This is a genomic window from Rodentibacter myodis, assembly GCF_001999305.1.
Classification (GTDB): domain Bacteria; phylum Pseudomonadota; class Gammaproteobacteria; order Enterobacterales; family Pasteurellaceae; genus Rodentibacter; species Rodentibacter myodis.
Genome location: NZ_MLHQ01000021.1, coordinates 16,937 through 37,105 on the forward strand (window position 1 = coordinate 16,937; position 20,169 = coordinate 37,105).

Annotated in this window: 16 protein-coding genes; 3 read left to right on the top strand and 13 right to left on the bottom strand. The window is 41.4% G+C overall.

Features of this window, described 5'->3' with window-relative positions:
- Positions 1 to 177: 177 nt before the first annotated feature.
- On the top strand, positions 178 to 1,311 hold the full coding sequence (locus BKL49_RS08155) for an ROK family transcriptional regulator (RefSeq protein WP_077424352.1): 1,134 nt from the start codon (positions 178 to 180) through the stop codon (positions 1,309 to 1,311).
- Positions 1,312 to 1,423: 112 nt separating this feature from the next.
- Here the strand turns inward: BKL49_RS08155 and BKL49_RS08160 are convergent, their stop codons facing one another.
- Complete coding sequence (locus tag BKL49_RS08160; RefSeq protein WP_077424354.1) at positions 1,424 to 2,047, bottom strand: YagU family protein; 624 nt, start codon at positions 2,045 to 2,047, stop codon at positions 1,424 to 1,426.
- A 273-nt stretch (positions 2,048 to 2,320) separates the two neighbouring features.
- Positions 2,321 to 3,274 (bottom strand): transaldolase, encoded by a 954-nt coding sequence (gene tal / locus BKL49_RS08165; RefSeq protein WP_077424356.1) that lies wholly within the window; start codon positions 3,272 to 3,274, stop codon positions 2,321 to 2,323.
- 328 nt (positions 3,275 to 3,602) lie between these two features.
- Here tal and BKL49_RS08170 point away from each other — a divergent pair, with 328 nt between their 5' ends.
- Positions 3,603 to 5,147: a glycosyltransferase family protein gene (locus BKL49_RS08170; protein WP_077424358.1), complete on the top strand. Its 1,545-nt coding sequence runs from the start codon at positions 3,603 to 3,605 to the stop codon at positions 5,145 to 5,147.
- Between the two features lie 83 nt (positions 5,148 to 5,230).
- Here the strand turns inward: BKL49_RS08170 and mscL are convergent, their stop codons facing one another.
- The 8 genes from mscL to gpt form a co-directional block, all read right to left on the bottom strand.
- Complete coding sequence (gene mscL / locus BKL49_RS08175) at positions 5,231 to 5,620, bottom strand: large-conductance mechanosensitive channel protein MscL (RefSeq protein ID WP_077424360.1); 390 nt, start codon at positions 5,618 to 5,620, stop codon at positions 5,231 to 5,233.
- A 73-nt stretch (positions 5,621 to 5,693) separates the two neighbouring features.
- Complete coding sequence (gene trkA / locus BKL49_RS08180; RefSeq protein ID WP_077424362.1) at positions 5,694 to 7,070, bottom strand: Trk system potassium transporter TrkA; 1,377 nt, start codon at positions 7,068 to 7,070, stop codon at positions 5,694 to 5,696.
- The gene (locus BKL49_RS08185; protein WP_077424364.1) at positions 7,067 to 7,873 is read right to left on the bottom strand and encodes a glycosyltransferase family 2 protein; all 807 of its coding nucleotides are present in this window, start codon (positions 7,871 to 7,873) and stop codon (positions 7,067 to 7,069) included. Before BKL49_RS08185 ends, trkA begins: the two co-directional genes overlap by 4 nt.
- A gap of 15 nt (positions 7,874 to 7,888) precedes the next feature.
- Positions 7,889 to 9,256 (bottom strand): 16S rRNA (cytosine(967)-C(5))-methyltransferase RsmB, encoded by a 1,368-nt coding sequence (rsmB, locus tag BKL49_RS08190; protein WP_077424366.1) that lies wholly within the window; start codon positions 9,254 to 9,256, stop codon positions 7,889 to 7,891.
- On the bottom strand, positions 9,256 to 10,212 hold the full coding sequence (gene fmt / locus BKL49_RS08195) for a methionyl-tRNA formyltransferase (RefSeq protein WP_077424368.1): 957 nt from the start codon (positions 10,210 to 10,212) through the stop codon (positions 9,256 to 9,258). Before fmt ends, rsmB begins: the two co-directional genes overlap by 1 nt.
- Before the next feature lie 208 nt (positions 10,213 to 10,420).
- A complete protein-coding gene (def, locus tag BKL49_RS08200; protein ID WP_077424423.1) occupies positions 10,421 to 10,933 on the bottom strand; it encodes a peptide deformylase in 513 nt (170 codons plus the stop codon).
- 83 nt (positions 10,934 to 11,016) lie between these two features.
- Positions 11,017 to 14,493, bottom strand: a complete 3,477-nt coding sequence (gene dnaE, locus BKL49_RS08205; protein ID WP_077424370.1) for a DNA polymerase III subunit alpha — start codon at positions 14,491 to 14,493, stop codon at positions 11,017 to 11,019.
- A 129-nt stretch (positions 14,494 to 14,622) separates the two neighbouring features.
- On the bottom strand, positions 14,623 to 15,090 hold the full coding sequence (gene gpt, locus BKL49_RS08210) for a xanthine phosphoribosyltransferase (protein ID WP_077424372.1): 468 nt from the start codon (positions 15,088 to 15,090) through the stop codon (positions 14,623 to 14,625).
- Between the two features lie 104 nt (positions 15,091 to 15,194).
- Between gpt and pepD the strand changes: the two genes are divergently transcribed.
- Complete coding sequence (gene pepD, locus BKL49_RS08215; protein WP_077424374.1) at positions 15,195 to 16,649, top strand: aminoacyl-histidine dipeptidase; 1,455 nt, start codon at positions 15,195 to 15,197, stop codon at positions 16,647 to 16,649.
- Positions 16,650 to 16,715: 66 nt separating this feature from the next.
- On the opposite strand, the gene BKL49_RS08220 is transcribed toward pepD, so the two are convergent.
- From BKL49_RS08220 to tehA, 3 genes are all read right to left on the bottom strand, one after another.
- Positions 16,716 to 17,768, bottom strand: a complete 1,053-nt coding sequence (locus tag BKL49_RS08220) for a hypothetical protein (protein ID WP_077424376.1) — start codon at positions 17,766 to 17,768, stop codon at positions 16,716 to 16,718.
- Positions 17,768 to 19,042, bottom strand: a complete 1,275-nt coding sequence (locus BKL49_RS08225; RefSeq protein ID WP_077424378.1) for a hypothetical protein — start codon at positions 19,040 to 19,042, stop codon at positions 17,768 to 17,770. Before BKL49_RS08225 ends, BKL49_RS08220 begins: the two co-directional genes overlap by 1 nt.
- Before the next feature lie 172 nt (positions 19,043 to 19,214).
- Positions 19,215 to 20,159 (bottom strand): dicarboxylate transporter/tellurite-resistance protein TehA, encoded by a 945-nt coding sequence (gene tehA, locus BKL49_RS08230; RefSeq protein WP_077424381.1) that lies wholly within the window; start codon positions 20,157 to 20,159, stop codon positions 19,215 to 19,217.
- Positions 20,160 to 20,169: the final 10 nt, after the last annotated feature.

A 20,169-nucleotide genomic window follows, 5' to 3' on the forward strand; every position in this document is an offset into this window, starting at 1 on the left:
CTCTAAACAAATGATTCAAAACTTTAATAAAACGACTTTATAAAAGTAAGGATATGTTATTGCGATAATTTGTTTTTATCAAGCAGGTTCATTACAATACCCCGCTGTATATCTGACTTTTTGCTGAATTTGTGAAGTACGTCACAATTTAGTAATGAATGGGAAAAGGAAAAATTAATGAAAAACACCACAAACAACGTAATTGATATAAAACAGACAAATTATCAAAATATTTATCAACTTTTTTTTGCCCATTCCTTACTTTCTAAACCACAAATTGCTCAGTTACTTAATTTGAGCCTACCGACCGTTGTTCATAACATAAACAAATTAGAAAACGAGGGAAAAATTCAAGAACAAGGAATGTTGGAATCGCAAGGCGGAAGGCCGGCGACTGCTTATTCATTAGTGAAAAATGCCTTTATTGCGATTGGCGTGGAAATTCAAAAAACAAGGCTAAAATTGACCGCACTTAATCTCAAAACCGAAATGATCGCCCTTGAAGAACAAAGCTATCATTTTTCCGATACGGAAGATTACGATCGCCAACTTGGCACAATCATTAAACAATTTATCACCAAACATCGTTATGACGAACAACGCATTTTAGGGATCGGTATCTCAATTCAGGGCATTGTCGCCAACGATCACCGTTCTATTTTATACAGCGAAATTCTCCACTTTGAACAACTGAATATTCATCAACTGCAAAGTCAGTTTCATTCCCCCATTTATCTTCTACACGATGTGAAATGTGCGGCAAGTATGGAAATTTGGCAAACGCAAAATATCAATGATGCCTTTTACGTTTCTATTAGTGAGCATTTAGGCGGCACGTTAATCTTAAATAATAAAATTGAACAGGGTAAAAACGGATTTTCCGGGGCATTGGAACATTTACAACTGAATGCAGAGGGAAAATCTTGTTACTGCGGACAAAAAGGCTGCCTTGAAACCTATTGCTCTCTTTCGGCATTACTGGATGAAAATGAATCCCTTGCAGACTTTTTTGCCGCCGTACGGCGTAGCGAAGCCCAAGCCAATCAACGCTGGACACACTTCTTACAACATCTGGCACAGGGGTTGAAATCCGTTTATTTACTGCAAGAGCGGGATATTATTTTAGGCGGCGATATCGCCCCCTATCTAACCAAACAGGATGTGGATAACTTACAAAATGCCGTCCGCCGTATTTCCCCTTTCCCAATTCACGCTGAATTTATCAAAATCGCCAAACTGCAAGAACACGCAACGGTATGTGGCGCCGCGTTACCTTTTATTGTGAGATATTTAGAACAGTATTACAGATAAAGCTGAAGAGGCGTGAGGAATTTAGATTTTTCGCCTTAGAATATTCTTCTTTGTGATGAAATTTTTTATATAACAAAAATGCCACCGAAAGGTGGCATTTTCTTTTAGCGGATTATTCCGTTGCATTTTTTAGGGGAATTTCCGGATCAGGTTCGCCGGTAATACGGTTACGTAAATCACGGCGGATAATTTCAATTGTCCAGAACCAGAAAATATGACCGACTAATTCAGAAATATGCTCATATAACGGCCATTCTGCCACCGGTGGGGTTAAACCAAGTAATGGGAAAGAGATGTAGTGTACACAAATATCGGCGATTAAACCTGCACCAATACCTTGCCAGAATTTGATTTTAGGGAAACGTTCTGCCACTAAACAATATCCGATGGCAAACACCAGTGAGAAAGTAATGTGAGTAACACCAATCCAGTCAAAACCGTGGTCGGCAAAGGTAAATGCCGCTTGGGTTGGGTCGATACCTAAATAATCACGTAAGAAAACGTGTGGTGGGTTTAAAAATGCACGGGAACAAACTTGGAAAATTTGATCTTGTGTTAAACCGCTAATATCCACTTTACAGGCTGCCGCAAAGAAATCGATTGGGCTGCGTGGTGGGAAAGGATGCTCGGCACCCCATTTTACAAAGGCAGAAATGAGGCCGGCGATAATACCGACAAAAATTGCGACACCATAACGGCGGCGATTTGGTGGAGTTTGAGTAAAAATACCTGACATATTTTGCTCCGAAAATGTTGAAAAAATTAACCGCACTTTCTTTATGAGGTGCGGTACGGAATTTTACCCATTTATTGATACTTTATTTGCTCTTATTGCAAAGTGGAGCGTCAATCTTTCAGGGTAAAGGTGGGAGCGAATTTTTCACCAATTTGATAAGCCAGTCAAGCCTTAATTCAATTTTCTACCTAAAAAGATGTAGCCACTGATATGAGGATAAAAAACGGTCGCTATTTTAAATAGCAACCGTAGGTTGGACTTAATTTAGAAAAATTATAATTTTGCGGCAAGCATTGCTTCTAATTTTTCTTGGTCAACGGCAAATTTGCGAATACCTTCTGCCAGTTTTTCTACTGCCATCGCATCACTATTGTGTTGCCAATAGAATTCGGCTTCGGTGAGCGGTTGAGGTTTCGCTTTCACTTCGCCTTTAAATTCAAGTTTACGCACAAGTGCGGTCGAATTTTCTTGTAATTCTTTCAACAATGCCGGGGCAATGGTTAAGCGATCACAACCGGCAAGCTCGGTGATTTCGCCAACATTGCGGAAACTTGCCCCCATCACCACTGTGTTGTAGCCGTATTCTTTGTAGTAGTTATAAATTTTGGTCACAGAAATCACGCCCGGATCTTCTGCCGGCGCGTATTCTTTTTTATCGGAATTGGCTTTGTACCAATCTAGGATACGCCCCACAAATGGCGAAATGAGATACACCCCGGCTTCCGCACAGGCACGGGCTTGTGCTTCGGAGAAGAGTAAAGTTAAGTTACAGTTAATGCCTTCTTTTTCAAGAATTTCTGCGGCACGAATACCTTGCCACGTTGAAGCGATTTTAATCAAAATACGATCATTAGCAATGCCTGCGGCATTATAAAGAGCGATAAGTTTACGTGCTTTTTCAACGGTTGCCTGCGTGTTGTAAGAAAGGCGGGCATCTACTTCGGTCGAAATACGTCCCGGCACGATTTTTAAAATTTCTAAACCGATATTCACCGCCAATTTGTCTTCCGCATCAATAAGCTGTTGTGCTTTATCGTTACTTTGTGCTTTCGCATAAGCAACGGCTTCATCAATTAATGGGGCATATTGAGGCAGGGCGGAAGCACTTAAAATTAAGGAAGGGTTGGTGGTGGCATCTTGTGGTTGGTATTTTTTGATGGCATCAATATCGCCGGTATCTGCAACCACCACAGTCATATTACGAAGTGAGTCTAATTGAGTCGTCATTGTATTCTCCTTGTCTTGATTGATGTGCGCTACCATACCATAAATCGAAATTTAAGTGATAGCGGGAAATAGAAATATCTTCAATATATCTGGTAGTTTTTGCAAAAAAACGATTTTTGGCTTTTCATCAAAATTATGATCATCATGTTTCTTTGAAAATAAGCATTTTTATGTATAACATACAGCCCAATACTGTTTGCACACAAAAGAGCAAAGGTGCGGTTGAAAAACGCCGTATTTTTTCGATATGATGTTGCATTTTTAAAAGTGGGATAATCCCTTCCTTTTAATAAATAACCATTATATTTCGTCATTTTATTTAATCATTATGAAAGAAAAAAATCTCGCTCTCAGACTTTGCGCTGATGAATTTGTACAAGAAAATATTAAAAAGGAATTTTTAGACGATTTAGAAATCGTACCATGGAAAAAGGAACACGGTGCCAAAAATAGACTTAACTTCGTCAAAGAAAATAGTCTGGATGTGCTGTTTGTCGGCAGTGATATTTTCTACTCAGATGAAGCCATTTTGTGTTGGTCAAGAGTGCTGAAAAATAAAAGCCTGTTGGTTTTAGAAGCCACCTTAGAACGCAAAATTGAGCAAATAGTCCTTGAATTTGCGTCCATCTTTACATTTGTACCTAACAAAAATAAAGATGTATGGATTTTACTCAAAAATGTGAAGCAAGATTCGGATCAGGTGTATAACAGACTCCGTCAATCAGTGACGGAAAAACAATCCCTAGAAGCCACCCTAACGGCAGTGAAAAATTATGAAATGCTTGCCCCGAACCACTCTCTTTCATTCTTTGTCCGACATAAATTGAAAGCACAGGGTGCTTCCTCTTACGATATTTGGAAAAATTATGCAGGCAGAATACCCATTAATCTCGGGCCATTATATCAGGCTTTAGGTTTCTTACTTGATGGTGACTATCAACGGGGCTTCAAAGAACGGGAAATCTTACTTGGCAACGCCCACGCCCGCCGGACAAAAGTTCCTCCAAAAGAAGAATGGCTACCTAAACGCTGGAAAGGGGAATCTCTTGCCGATAAAACGATGGTGGTATGGAGCGAATTTGGCTTAGGCGATGAAATTATGTTCGCCCAATTAGCCCATTATCTGAAAACCCAAGGTGCAACAACGGTTTGGATGGTGCAAAATCCGATTCTTTCCTTAGCCAAATCTCATCCTGATATTGATCGGGTGATAAGTATTGATGAAGTGGAAAATTTAGGGGAATTTGACTACTGGGCTTACCCACACGAAATTTTGGCATACGTAGAGATACCGTTTCGGGATCTGCCTAAACGCTTGCCTTATTTATTCGCGCCGACAGAAAAAATTGCAGACAGTGCATATTTATTCCGTGATAGTGATAATCTTAAAGTTGGCATTGTATGGCGTGGCGACCCAACTCACGAAAATGATAGACTGCGTTCTATTCATAATTTGGATTACATCGAACGCTTATTCAACCTAAAAGGCATTGATTGGTACTGTGTACAAAAAGCCTGTAATGAAGAAGAAACGGCGTTATTGGAAAAATACACCATTCCAAATGTGGCAAAAGACAGCCGTGATTTTCTGGACACGGCGGCAATGCTAAAAAACCTTGACCTTTTGGTTGCCGTAGATACCTCTGTTGCACATGTTGCCGGTGCATTAGGCGTGCCGACGTTCTTAATGTTACCTTATATAACAGATTGGCGTTGGGGAATGACGGAAAAGACCAATATGTGGTACAACAATATGATTTCTTTCAGAAATAATTGGGCATCCACAGAATGGAATAACGTGATCACAGAAATCAGCAGAGCTTTAGAAGAAAGGATTAAGCTAAAAAAAAACGAAAGGGTAATAGACAACTAACTCAACCGTCTATTTTTTCAAAATTTATAATCCATAAAATAAAAAAGTTGGCATCATCAGCCAACTTTTTTATTAGAGAAATTTTATTTTTTCAATAAATCACGAATTTCAGAAAGTAATTTCTCTTCGTTTGATGGTTCTGCCGGTGCTTCTTCAACCGGTTTTTTAAGTTTATTAATCGCTTTTACCATTAAGAAAATAGCAAATGCAATGATAACAAAATCAAATACATTTTGAATAAACATACCATAGTTTAACGTTACCGCCGGAATATCACCGTTTGCAGGTTCTAAAATGTATTTTAAATCTTTGAAATCCACGCCACCGGTTAAAATACCTAATACAGGCATAACAACATCACCGACAAGTGAACTTACAATTTTACCGAACGCTCCACCAATGATTACACCGACAGCCATATCAACAACATTACCACGCATCGCAAATTCACGAAATTCTTTCATAAAGCTCATAAAATTTTCCTTTTGTTTAAATATTTGTCTCAAGAAAACCGCATTATATGGCGTTCCCTCAAAAAGTAAACCTTTAAATGAAGAACGAACTCGGTTGGAATAACTTTTCGATTTCGGAAACCGCTTTTTTATCGCTCAAATAAATAACAACGTGATCGCCATCCTGAATTTCTACATTTTTACGTGCGATGATCACATTTTTACCCCGCAAAATTGCCCCGATAATACAACCGCTCGGTAAGCGAAGATCCCGAATGGTTCTTCCCACAATATTTGAAGTATTCACATCGCCGTGTGCGACGATTTCAATGGCTTCTGCAATGCCGTGCTTTAAACTCGCCACATTTTTCACATCACCGCGGCGGACATATCCCAATAAGGCGGAAATAGTCGCTTGTTGTGGCGAAACCGCAATATCAATCGTGCCGCCTTGAATCAAATTGATATACGCCATACGCTGAATCAGCACCATCGCTTTTTTTGCCCCAAGGCGTTTTGCCAAGAGGGCGGACATAATGTTGGCTTCATCATCGCTACTCAATGATAAAAACACATCAATGTTTTCAATATGTTCCTCAAACAGTAAATTTTGATCGGAAGCATCGCCGTGAAAAACTAAGGTTTTGGATAATTTTTCGGCTAAGATTTGCGCCCGTTCCATATTGCGTTCAATCAATTTTACCGAATAGGTGTGTTCGAGTTGCTTTGCCACCCCGGCTGCCACATTTCCCCCGCCCACAATCATTACTTTTTTATAAGGTTTTTCGAGGCGTTGTAGTTCACTCATCACGGCTTTGATATGTTCTGTGGCACAAATAAAGGTGATTTCATCACCGGCTTCCACAATGGTTGAACCCTGCGGACGAATGACTTTATCGTTACGTAAAATCGAAACAATACGGCAATCAATATGTGGCATATGTTCTCTGAAGGCGGATAAAGCATAGCCCACCAATGCCCCACCGTAGTAGGCTTTTACCACCACCACGCTAATACGATTATTGGCAAAATGTGCCACTTGCAACGCACCGGGATACGCCACTAGACGGGTGATTTCTTCCGTGACAAGATTTTCCGGCGAAATCAAATGATCAATAGGCACATTTTCATCATTAAACAGCTTGTCTTTTTCCCGTAAATATTCCAAATTACGAATACGGGCAATGCGGGTCGGCGTATTGAACAAGGTATAACCCATTTGGCACGCCACCATATTGATTTCATCAGAAGCGGTGACCGCCACCATTAAATCCGCATCCGCCGCCCCGGCATCCCGCAACACTTTAGGGGAAGAGGGAGAACCTTGTACAACGCGTAAATCGTGCTTTTCCTGTAAGGCTTGAAGTTGCGGTGATTGTTCATCAACTAACGTAATATCATTATCTTCACTGACAAGATTTTCCGCCAAGGTTGTCCCCACTTGCCCTGCACCAAGAATCATAATTTTCATTCTTCACTCCTTGTTAATGTCAGTGGTCGGATACCAATTTGTGCTGAATTTAGACCGCACTTTAAGGTTTCAATTTGGCGACAGATTTCATCGGTCACGGCGTTCGCTTGTGAAATTTTTTGGTCGGTCACATTTGATGGCATTTTTTGGAATAAAATGGCATCCAATAATCGCTCGGCGTGCATACCGCTACGGCAATAATGCAATACGCCTACTTCATCAAACAATGTGGCAACTTTTGCAACCTTTGTTGTGGCAATGCCTAATGCACCGTCTTCACCGCCTAATTCACGAAATAAATCATCTTGTGGGAAACCGCCGCAGGCTAAAAAGAACGCACGGCGAAATACAACATTCCCCCCACAAGTCATTCGCATATGTTGCCACGCAAAATCAAAATCAGGGTGTTGTGCATAATGTGCTGACAAGCCAATTGGTTTTAGTGCCAGCCGCACGACTGAGGTATCGGGCTGAAAATGAAAAGTTGCCGCGGCTACTTCTAACGCACCTTGTTCATAGGCATCGTCTGCATCTAAAAAGGCAATAAATTCGTTACCGGATTGCAATGCGCCCCAGTTTCTTGCTTTTGCTACTCCACTATTTTTCGGCATTGATTCCACATAAATACGATTCGGATAGCGTTCCGCTAAAGCCGTTGCCAATGCCCGCGTGCTATCTGTCGAGCCATCATCAATCAACCAGATTTTGCCTAAATAGCGTTGATTTAGTACAGATTCCACCGCCCGCACCAGCGTTTTTTCCGCATTGTAACAGGGGATAATGACATCAATATTCGGAAACATTATTGCCACCTAGGGTTATGCCCGTTTACGTAATTTGGCATAGTAAAAACCATCGCCGCTTTTTTCTTGTGGAATAAACTGAAAACCGACCACACTTTGATCGTCATCAAAAGGCAACGGCAATAATTCCGCCTCGGCGTGTTCTGCCAAAAAGGCTTTGATTTGATCACTATTTTCATCGGGCAAAACGGAGCAAGTGGCATAAAGTAAAATGCCGTTTGGTTTCAATTTTGCCCATAAGGCGTTAAGAATTTTCTTTTGTAATTCGACAAGTTGGGCAATGTCCGTTTCTTGGCGAAGCCATTTAATATCGGGATGACGGCGGATCACACCGGTGGCAGAACAAGGGGCATCTAATAAAATACGGTCAAATTTCACCGCACTTTTTACCGTATTTTGCTCAATTTCCCCCAACCAATCATCAGGTTGAGAAGCATCACCGCACACTACAATGGCTTGTTGATTTAAACGTGCAAGATTTTCTTCTACCCGCTTTAAGCGGTGTGCTTCCACATCTAAGGCAATCACCTTGGCTTGTGGGGCAAGTTCTAAAATATGGGTGGTTTTGCCCCCCGGTGCGGCGCAGGCATCTAAAATCCATTCGCTATTTTGCGGTTCAAGCAAGGTTGCCGCCCATTGCGCACTCAAGTCCTGCACCGTTACTGCCCCTTCCACAAACTGTGGTAATTTTTGCACCGCAACAGGGGACGCCAAACGGAGAGATTGGGGATGTACGCCCATTTCCGCAGAAATCTCCGTGTCCATTAATAAAGTGCGGTAATTTTCCGTGCTGTTTTTTTGTGAATTCACCCGCAACCACATCGGGGGCTTTTGATTATTCGCTTCAATGATTTCACGCCAATTCCGGTAGGCTTTTTTTAATTTATTCACAAACCATTCAGGGTGGAGCGTTTGCCAATGCTTGTCCACAATGGCAAGAATGTCTTCCTGTTCACGCAAGAATCGGCGCAATACGCCGTTTACTAATCCTCGAAAACTATCCACTTTCAGCAATTTGGTGGCATTCACCACTTCATCCACTGCGGCGTGTGCCGGCACACGTAAATAAAGCAGTTGATACAAGCCCACCAACAACAAACAATGCACAATGCGTGTTTTGCCTTTCAGCGGTTTATCCACAAGACGTTGAATGATCTGTTCCAAACGTGGCAACACACGGCACACACCAAAACAAATTTCTTGCAATAAGGCGAGATCTTGGGTTTTCACCTCAGATTGCACTTCCGGTAGCAAGGCAGAAAGGGATTTTCCCTCGTCCAGCACTTGCAAAATTACTTGTGCGGCAATGGCGCGGCTTGAAAGTGTGGTCAATTTTGAGGGTGTTTTTGAAGGCGTTTTTTTAGGTGAACGAAACTTTTTCATTATGCTAACACCTTGCCAATTGGAAACCATTCCGCTCTGCCGTTAAGCAAATCCTGCACCGACATCGGTTTTTTCCCTGCCGGTTGAAGTTGTTGTAAATTCAACACACCCTCTGCTGTGGCAATTTGAATACCGTTTTTATCGGCTGCCAAAATCGTCCCTGCCGGTTTATCTTGATGAGGTAACACTTCCGCTTGATACACTTTCAACGTTTGTGCATTGCCATCTTTATCTTCTGTGCTGAAATAGGCAATCGGCCAAGGATTAAAGGCGCGAATATTGCGTTCAAGTTGGACGGCAGGTAACGACCAATCCAACTTGGCTTCTTCTTTAGAAAGTTTTTCCGCGTAATTGCTTTGGCTGTCATCTTGTTTTTGGGCGGTGAATTTGCCCTTTTCTAAATGATCCAACACCTCAATTAGCGCAGGGGGAGCGAGTTCCGCCAATTTGTGGTAAAGGGTGGTTGAGGTTTCTTGGGGCAAAATATCACAATAAACTTTATGCAACATATCACCGGTATCCAACCCTTCGTCCATTTGCATAATGGTTACACCGGTTTGTGTATCACCTGCCCAAATGGCACGTTGAATCGGGGCAGCACCACGCCAACGGGGCAAAATAGAGCCGTGAACATTTAAGCACCCTAAAGGTGGCGTTTCTAACACGGCTTTCGGCAAAATCAACCCATACGCCACCACCACCATTACATCGGCATTAAGTGCTTTTAATTCGGCTTGAGCCTCTTCTTTGCGTAAGGATTTGGGTTGATAAACGGGAATATTATGCTGTTCGGCAAGTTGTTTCACAGGACTTGCCTGCAATTTTTTGCCCCGTCCTGCCGGTTTATCGGGCTGCGTGTAAACGGCAATTACGTTGTGTTGAGAGTGAAGTAATGCCTGTAAATGCTGTGCGGCAAAATCCGGTGTGCCGGCAAAGATAATATTGAGTGGTTTCATCATATTCTGCGTTGTGGTTGGAGAGAATGATATAACACAAAGAAGAAATACCCTGTCGTAGGGACGTCACGCTGGCGCTCTTATTAAAATTCAACAAATTTCAATAAGTTAATACTGAGGACGCCAGCGTGGCGTCCCTACTTTTAAGAATCCTTTATTGTGTACGGCAACATCATATTGAAAGTGCGGTCAAAATTAACCGCACTTTTTATGACTGCTTCGCCATCTGTTTTTTATATTTTACGAGTTTTTCTTTAATGCGTTGGCGTTTGAGTGGGGAAAGATAATCCACAAACAAAATGCCGTTTAGGTGATCGATTTCGTGTTGGATACAAATCGCCAACAACCCCTCTGCGTTTAGGGTAAATTCGTTCCCGTTGCGATCTAACGCTTTCACCGTCACTTTTTCTTTACGCGGTACTAACGCACGAAAACCGGGAATGGATAAGCAACCTTCTTCAATGCCGGTTTCGCCTTCCGAAGCCAAAATTTCCGGATTGATCAGAACCAACTGATTTTGTTTATCCCCTTCAATATCAATGGTGATAATGCGTTGTAAAATATCCACTTGCGGCGCTGCCAAGCCAATGCCTTCTTGTTGATACATTGTATCGAACATATCGTCCACAATTTGGCGAATGTCATCATTCACTTTAGCAACAGGTTCACACACCACTTTCAAATGGTCGTGAGGATAAATTAATACATTAAGTGCGGTCATAATTTCTCTTATTTTTTCATTAAAAATTGCAGCGGATTGTAGCATAGGATGCCTAATCTGTCCTTATTGAAGGCGGTTTTAAATTATCCGAATTCCAATTCAACCGCACTTTCGCCGAGAAAATTCACTAAGTCGGTGAGAATTTCGTCCGTTGCGGTAATCGACCATTGAATCCCCAGTCGCAATAACGCTCTGCCTTTCGGGCTTTGATAATACAGGTTAATCGGTAATGTGCCGCCACTCACCGGTGTGAGCATTTCTTTTAATTGCTTGATAAATCTCGGGGTGATTTGTTCGTCCGAAAGGCTAATTGCAAGGGATTTGGCATAGCGTGAACGAGCCTCATCTAAGGTCATCATATCCCGCACGGTCATTTTTAAACCGCCGGAAAAATCATCGGCACTGACTTGTCCGGAAACCACGACAACGGTATCTTTCTGCAATTTTTCGCCAAATTGCTCCAAACTTTCACCGAATAATGTAATATCCAACCGTCCGGAGCGATCGTCCAAGGTGGCAATCCCCAACCGGTTACCTTTTTTGGTGATGGCTATGCGTGATGCCACAATCAGCCCTGCGGCAGTACTGATTTGCCCACGGCGATTTGGCGTGAGTTCTTTCAAGCGGGTTGAACTGTAATGGGAAAGCTCTTTCAAATAACGGCTCACCGGATGACTGCTTAAATAAAGCCCTAAGGTTTCCCGTTCACCGTCCAAAATTTGTTTTTCCGTATAAGGTGGTGTGTTGGCATAAGCGTTTTCCACTTCTTCGTGGGTTTCCGTCAGCACGCCGAACATATCCGCCTGCCCCATTGCTTCGTCTTTGGCGTGTTGATCTGAGGCTTTAAGGGCATCTTCCAAATTCTTCGCAAGGGCGGCACGGTGTGGCCCGAGTTTATCAAAAGCGCCCGACATAATTAGACTTTCAAAGGTTCGGCGGTTGATTTTTTTCAGATCCACACGGGCGCATAAATCAAATAAATCTTTAAAAAATCCGCCTTCATTACGTGCTTTGACCAAGGCTTCAATCGGGCCTTCGCCCACGCCTTTAATTGCCCCAATGCCATAAACGATCTCGCCGTTTTCATTCACACTGAAATGATGTTTTCCCACATTAATATCCGGCGGCGTAACCTTCAACCCCATACGCAAACATTCATCGTACAAGCCGACAATTTTGTCGGTGTTGTCCATTTCCGAGGTCATCACCGCCGCCATAAATTCTGCCGGAAAGTGGGTTTTCAGCCACAAAGTTTGGTATGACACCAAGGCATAAGCGGCGGAGTGGGATTTATTAAAACCATAGCCGGCGAATTTTTCTACCAAGTCGAAAATCTTCATCGAAAGTTCGCCATCCACACCGTTTTTCACCGCCCCTTGTTCAAAGACGGAACGTTGTTTTGCCATTTCTTCCGGTTTTTTCTTACCCATTGCACGGCGTAGCAAATCCGCCCCACCCAAGGTGTAGCCTGCCAACACCTGTGCAATTTGCATTACCTGTTCTTGATACAAAATAATGCCGTAAGTCGGCTCTAAAATCGGTTTAAGGCTTTCGTGTTGATAGTTGGCATCGGGGTAAGAGACTTCCTCCCGTCCGTGTTTACGGTCGATAAAGTTATCCACCATACCGGATTGCAACGGCCCCGGGCGGAACAACGCCACTAACGCGATAATATCTTCAAAACAGTCCGGCTGGAGGCGTTTGATCAAATCTTTCATTCCTCGGGATTCCAACTGGAACACCGCAGTGGTTTCGGATCGTTTTAATAAATCGAAAGAGGCTTGATCGTCTAAGGGAATGGAGGCAATATCCACCGCTGGTTTGCCCTCACGTTCCGTACGGGCATTGATCATATCCAATGCCCATTTAATGATAGTGAGGGTACGTAGCCCTAAGAAGTCGAATTTTACCAAGCCGGCATATTCCACATCATTTTTATCAAAGTGGGTAACGGGGTGCAGCCCTTCGCTGTCGCAATAAAGAGGGGCAAAATCCGTAATCAGGGTGGGCGAAATCACCACGCCGCCGGCGTGTTTACCGGCGTTACGCGTTACCCCTTCCAATTTGCGAGCCATATCAATTAACGCTTGCACTTCTTCATCACTGTCGTAGGCGGCTTGCAGTTGCGGCTCGACTTCAAAGGCTTTGGCAAGGGTCATTCCCGGATCGGGTGGCACTAATTTTGAAATGCGATCCACAAAGCCGTAAGGATGTCCGAGTACCCGACCCACATCCCGAATTACCGCTTTCGCCGCCATTGTACCGAAGGTAATAATTTGCGACACCGCACCCCGTCCGTAGGTTTCCGCCACGTGTTCAATCACGCGGTCACGCCCATCCATACAGAAATCCACATCAAAATCGGGCATCGACACCCTTTCCGGATTTAAGAAACGTTCAAAAAGTAGGTCAAATTCCAACGGATCGAGATCAGTAATTTTCAATGCGTATGCCACAAGCGATCCCGCACCGGAACCCCGACCCGGGCCGACAGGAATATCGTTATCTTTCGACCACTGAATAAACTCCATTACGATCAAAAAGTAACCGGGGAAACCCATTTGGTTAATCACATCCAATTCGACTTGCAAACGTTCATCATATTCACCACGTCTTTCCGCCCGTACTTTTTCATCGGGAAATAAAAACGCCAAACGTTCTTCCAAACCTTCTTTGGCTTTTTTGACCAAATAATCTTCCGTGCTGAGTTCGCCCGTTGGAAATTGAGGCAGGAAATATTGCCCGAGGCGTAATGTGACGCTACAACGTTGCGCAATCAATAAGGTATTTTCAAGGGCGGAAGGAATATCTGCAAACAAGGCACACATTTCTTCTTCGCTGCGAAAATATTGTTGTGCCGTATAAAGTTTTGGGCGTTTGGGATCGTCCAGCGTATAGCCATCGTGAATTGCTACGCGGATTTCGTGGGCTTCCGCATCATCTGCTTTTAAAAACACCACATCATTGGTCGCCACCAAGGGCAACCCTTTTTCTTCCGCAAGTTCACAGGCGGCTTTAATATAACGTTCTTCGTCCGGTTTGCCGGTGCGTGTTAAGGCAAGGTAAAAATGATCGGGAAAAAATTCTTGATAAAATTTGACCGCACTTTCCGTTTCGGCGGTATTTTCTTTCAACAATTTTTTCCCCACATCGCCTTTTGTACCGCCCGATAAAATAATCACCCCTTCACGATGTTCCACCAGCCAATCTTGATCAATATAAGGCAAATCTTCATAACCGCGTTGATAGGCTTTTGATAGCAACAAGGTGATGTTTTTATAACCTGTGTTATTTTTTGCCAGTAAGGTCAGTTCAAATAATTCATCACCGCACAACTCACTTCGCACCCGTACATCTGCGCCGATAATCGGTTTAATACCGGAAGAAAGGGTTTCACCATAAAACCGCACCACGCCACAAAAGTTGGTGAAATCCGTCAACGCCATTGCCACCATATTATTTTCCGCACAGGCTTTCACCAGCGGTTTTACCTTGGCGATCCCATCAATCATAGAAAAATCACTGTGTGTGCGAAGATGAACAAAACGGGGCTGGGTCATTGGAATCCTTACAGTTTAAAGGCTAAAGTGCGGTCTATTTTAATCGTATTTTTTCTGTGGCTCAATCAAACAAAAAATGCGGTTAAATTTAACCGCACTTTTCTTTTTCATTATGCATTATGATTTAAATTATTTTCTCGCAAGAGGGGGAACAAACACTAAGCCTAAATCCCAAGGTTGTTCAATCCAGGTATTTTGTGGAATATCAATCACATAATCATCCACCAATTCTGCCCCTGCCGGTTTGGCGAAAACGGTGACAAATTTTGCTTTCGGGTACATTTCACGAATGGCACGCGCGGTGTTGCCGGTATCCACCAAATCATCCACTACGATAAACCCTTCACCGCCATTTGGCACATCTGCGGCGTGTAAAACTTGGAGTTCGCCTTGGCTTGTGTGATCGTGATAACTGGCGATACAAACGGTTTCTACGTGGCGAATGCTTAATTCACGTGCCAACACCGCTGCCGGAAATAAACCGCCGCGGCTCACCGCAATAATGCCTTTCCATTGAGAGGCTGGGAGTAAACGTTCTGATAATTTGCGGGCGTGCATTTGGAACATATCCCAAGTCACCACATATTTTTCGCTCATAGTTAAACCTTAAAATTTGTCGATAAATAAAAAATGCGTAAGGATAACCTGAAACAGGGTTTTATGCTATGATTTCGTGAAATTTTTCGTAAAAAGGAACAAATATGTCTGAAATAAAAACACTACAACCACAATTATTATGGAAATGGTTCGATCAAATTTGTGCTATCCCTCATCCTTCTCACTATGAAGAAGAATTGGCAAATTTCATTGTAAATTGGGCGAAAGAAAAACAATTTTTTGTGGAACGTGATGAAGCCGGCAACGTGTTAATTCGCAAACCTGCAACGGCAGGAATGGAAAACCGCACGCCTGTGGCACTGCAAGCGCATTTGGATATGGTGCCGCAAGCCAATGAGGGCAATCCCCACGATTTCACCAAAGATCCGATTCGACCTTATATTGATGGCGATTGGGTGAAAGCACAAGGCACAACCCTAGGGGCGGATAACGGTATTGGTTTGGCTTCCACCCTTGCCGTGCTGGAAAGCAATGATGTGGCACATCCGCCGTTGGAAGTGTTGCTCACGATGACGGAAGAAACAGGAATGGATGGGGCATTGAATCTTCGCCACAACTGGCTGCAATCTGAAATTCTCATTAATACGGATACGGAGGAAATCGGTGAAATTTATATCGGTTGTGCCGGCGGCATTAATGCCAATTTGGAATTACCTATAGAACGAGAAAATAATGCTTTCGAGCATTGCCTTCAACTCACCTTAAAGGGCTTGCGTGGTGGGCATTCCGGTTGTGATATTCATACCGGCAGAATGAATGCAATTAAGTTGCTTGCCCGTGTGTTGGCAAAACTTTCGCAAAATCAACCGCACTTTGCTTTAGCGGAAATTCATGGTGGTTCAATTCGTAATGCAATTCCCCGTGAAGCGGCGGCTGTGCTGGCATTCAATGGTGATCCTAATGCCCTTGAAAGTGCGGTCAAAAATCTTGATGTTTTACTAAAAGAAGAATTGGCGATTGCCGAACCGAATTTAACTCTTTTTGTTGAACCGACTGCCAAAGCCGAAACCGTATTTACCGCACAAAGCACAAAAACCGTCATTCACTTGCTCAATGCCCTACCAAACGGTGTGATTCGTAACAGTGATGTGATTAAAAATGTAGTGGAAAGCTCGCTCAGTATCGGTGTGTTGAAAACCGAAGGTGATAAAGTAAAAGGCACGATTTTAGTGCGTTCACTAATTGAAAGCGGTAAGGCTTATGTAACCGAACTATTAAGCTCCGTTGCCACCTTAGCCGGTGCGAAAACCGAATTCTCCGCCCCTTACCCGGGCTGGAAACCGGTGAACGATTCCGCCATTCTCAACCTAACGAAAAAACATTATGCCGAAGTATTAGGCAAAGACCCTGAAATCAAAGTGATCCACGCAGGTCTTGAATGTGGTTTGTTAAAAGAACATTATCCGCATATTGATATGGTGTCTTTAGGCCCAACCATCCGCAATGCCCACTCACCGGATGAAAAAGTGCAGATCTCCGCAGTGAAGACTTATTGGGAGGTGTTGGTGAGGGTTTTGAGGGATATTACAATTAAGTAAGATGTAAAAAATGGCAGGATTTACCCTGCCATTTGTCATATATAGAAGTTAAATATTCTTATCTATTTATACGGATAGTTCTTCAAATAAGGATCTTTGTATCTTCCAATAGTCTAGTAAACAAAATAAAACACTCTTAAGAGCCAAATTAGGTTGAGAACTATGATGAATAAACTCTTTATTCATTGCTAAAACTTCAAATTCTCTAGCCAAATCAAATAATGATTTAGATATTTCTGTTTTAGAAAAATATTCGGATAGAATATTAGAATTAAGTTGTTCAAATCCTTTATCTAAGCTAAGTTGTAATTGATTAGCTAGCCCCCCACCTTGAGGCACACTCTTAAGCAGAGTTAATATATTTCTTACTGCATTATTGGTACCATTCCTACCTTTCGCCCCATACGTAAAACCTTCATTCATGAAATCTATTCTCTCTGAATAATCCATGGACGAAACTTCTTTCATTTGAAAATCAATTCCGATTAATACAAATGAACACATTAAATACAAGCATCTTAATGCATGTTGTTTATAATCTGGATTATCTATAACCTGACTTGCAAAAAAATATCCATTATCAATCCAAAAATTAATATGATCAAAGTTCATCCCTAATATAAGCATCCTTTTAGAATTTATTATCCTATTTTTCCACCCACCATCAATTTTTTGGAAAGGGTACTCATCTATTAAATCTAGAAATTCATTATCCGTTAATCTATATTTATACTCTAACGATAACTTCTCAAGTCTCTTTAGTAGATGTCCATCAACTATGATAACACCTTGTTCCTTACCATAATTAACAACTGCAGGACGAGTATCAGTTGTTGCCACAACAGCACGATCCATTTTTAATGCCGCTTGCAAGCCTTTTACCCAAAAAATTCTCTCTAACGCCTGAGGTGTTTTTTTATTTTTTATATCAACAATGGTTTTCTCTCTAGATAAAGCGGAAACTCTACCATACAAAAATAAATCAATATCTGTAATGTCAAAATTCTCATAGCTGTACGGTATACTTCGAATAACATAATATCCGGCTTTCAGAAAATAAAATCTCAATAACTCTTCTGCCTGAGCTCCTTTATTGAGTTTTTTTGTATTTGAAGCCATTATACACCACCTGTTCTTAGACTTAACAATATATCGTGCGTAATTTGAGGATTCAATTCAACTTGTTTTTTTCTTGTTGTGACACGATGTTGTTCTGGAGCTTCAAAATTATTCATACTACCTGTTATATTTGGTAAATTTAATGAATATTCATTAGCTGAACCTGTTGTTAATATATTTAATGCTAATTCACCAATCTCTTTCTTCAAGAGTTTCATAGAAAATACCTCTTGATTATAATTAATAGTAGGTGTTATTTTTACAACCCCTCTAAGCTCTAATAATTTATAATCCTGTCCTATTGCCTCTACCGGACCAACTGTACCTCCACCTATTAATTTTTTCAATAACGCTTCTACATTATTAATTCTACCACGGGCATAAGTGCTATTTTTCATACCATAAGTTATTGAACTAATAAATGCCTTAGCTAAATCAAAAGTATCATCAAGCATGGAATTACTACCAAATTTTTGAAATGCTGATGGTTTAGTTATAAAACCAATTCTACCACTTTCATTAGATATAAAACTAATATCAAATAATCCTATCGAAATAACTTTTTCATATAACTTATCTCCTAATATTTGAGTAGCTTCATCATGATGAATACATCCATAAGTGTCCAATTTACTATTTAACTCATTAATTTTAGCTGCCTCTTCTACATTGAGAGTACTTAAAATTTTTGTAGACTTCTCAATTGTATCTCGTTTAAACAAGTTACCATTAAATATCAGATTATTAGAGCTATCAATATGTTCATAATCAACAAAACCAAAAGATTTTGAATCCTTAAATAAGTTTTCTGTTTGAGCCTCACTCAAATGATATTGATCTGATATTTTCTGTGAGATTTCTTTTTCTAATTTAGGGGAGATAGATACATCTTCTGCTAACTGAATGGCAGCTTCTTGTAATTCTTTTTCTCCATCTCGTCTGAAAATATCTGTTGTGTGTTGTAATATAGAATGATTAGTTAATCCCAGCACTGCAATTTCTTTATATGATGTATCTATATCTATCAACTGACATTCTTTTAATATTTTAAGTAAGGAGTCGAGTTCTAATTTGCCTATATTTGCGATTCTGGCTAATTTTCGAGCATTGTCGATAGATATGGTCTGTTCCTCACTAGCAGAAAGAGATGATAATAACAATCCTGCTTTTCCAGCGGTTTGTATATCATCATATTCTAATGAATAATTATTTTCTATTGAATTAAGCTTATTTGTATGATGGATAAGCCAAGCTCCAATTTGTTTACTATCCATAACATAATCTCCTTTAATTAACTTTGCTGTATTCTGTATATTACCTTATTACAGATATAAAAAAACACTTTCGGGGCTTTTCTTTATCTCTTTTGCAAAATTAATCTTCTATCTCAGAATTTGATAATGCAATAAAACTTTAGATTGCTTGGTAAGAATAAAGTAAAAAACACTACCTAGACAAAAACTCCCCCTTCACCAACTTCCACAACGTCATCAACACAAGCAATCCTATCATTAAATTAGAAAAAATAAAGGCAAACATGGCAATGCCGGATAGCACTTGATTATGGTAAAACGCAACCGCACTATTTGCCATTGAGGCTAATCCGAATGAGAATGCCCATAAACCGATGTTTAAGCCTTTTTCGATAATCCAAGGGAAAATTCTCAATAGAAAGAACATTTGCAAAAAGCCATAGCCCCATAGGATTTTGGCGAAAGTATCCACTTCGCCGTGATTCACCGATAAATACGCCGATGCGCCAACAAAAGCCGGGGCGAGAATAATGCCCATTGTAGCGCGGAAAGGCGGTTCTAGAGATGAAATGCGTAGGTGTTGGAGCAATACCGGCTCAAAGATAATCCACGCGATTAAGCCAGCGCCGAAAAAGAGGTAACCAAGATCTTGATAGCCGAGTAAAGCAAGCGAACTTGCGCTGGTAAAATTCGCGGCAACCGCAGGCAAATAAAAAGGTGGTCGGGTAGATTTTTGTTCAAAAACACCGCCTTTCCAAAGCTCGCTGATTCTTATGGAAGAAAATAATAACTGCCCGATTGTGCCAAGCCAAATCATTCCTTCGGCAATAACGGGATACCAACGAAAAATAATATCACCGACCAACATTGTTGTAATTGGGATTAGGGCAATAAAAGAAAAACGTATCGGGCAACGGTATTCTTCCAGTACTTCGTGAAAATAATAGCGAAGTTTATAGCCATACATAGCGATAAAAACTATCCAGATCGCAATAGCAATAATGCCTAATGTGTCGCTCACAGTTTGCGCCCAAGAGAAAAAATGCACTAAGTGCCACCAGGCAAGAGATAACGCCGCTAATCCAAGCGGAATACCGAAATAACCGGTGGGTAAAGGGAATGGTTTGGTTGTATTCATTGTTTTATCC